General features: G+C 51.0%; 1 protein-coding gene. It reads right to left on the bottom strand.

The annotated features are described in order from the left end of the window. A partial coding sequence (locus tag IQ282_RS00160) for a DUF7507 domain-containing protein (protein ID WP_228547162.1) occupies positions 1-310 on the bottom strand: 310 nt, incomplete at both ends.

Here is a 310-nt window from a genome sequence, read left to right on the forward strand (position 1 = left end):
ACTGGGCAAACCCATCTCCGTTCTCATCGTTGAAGACAGACTCCTTCAATAAGGAGATATCACTATCGTCAGGAAGCGTCGTATCGGTCGGATCATCTGGGTCGCCATCACCATCCGGATCATTATCCAATGGGTTGTTTGGGTCATCAGAGGTATCCGTTACATCGTCACCATCTGGGGAAGTTCCCATAGCTAACGCTTGGTTCCTTACCGTTCCCGCATCTATGTCAGACTGCTGGATCGTGTAGGTTCCCGTAAACGTAGTACTGTCTACTCCACTTGGGCCTGGGGGTAGTGTAGCGATTGGACC

This window comes from Nonlabens antarcticus, from assembly GCF_015356755.1.
In the GTDB taxonomy this organism is placed as follows: Bacteria; Bacteroidota; Bacteroidia; order Flavobacteriales; family Flavobacteriaceae; genus Nonlabens; species Nonlabens antarcticus.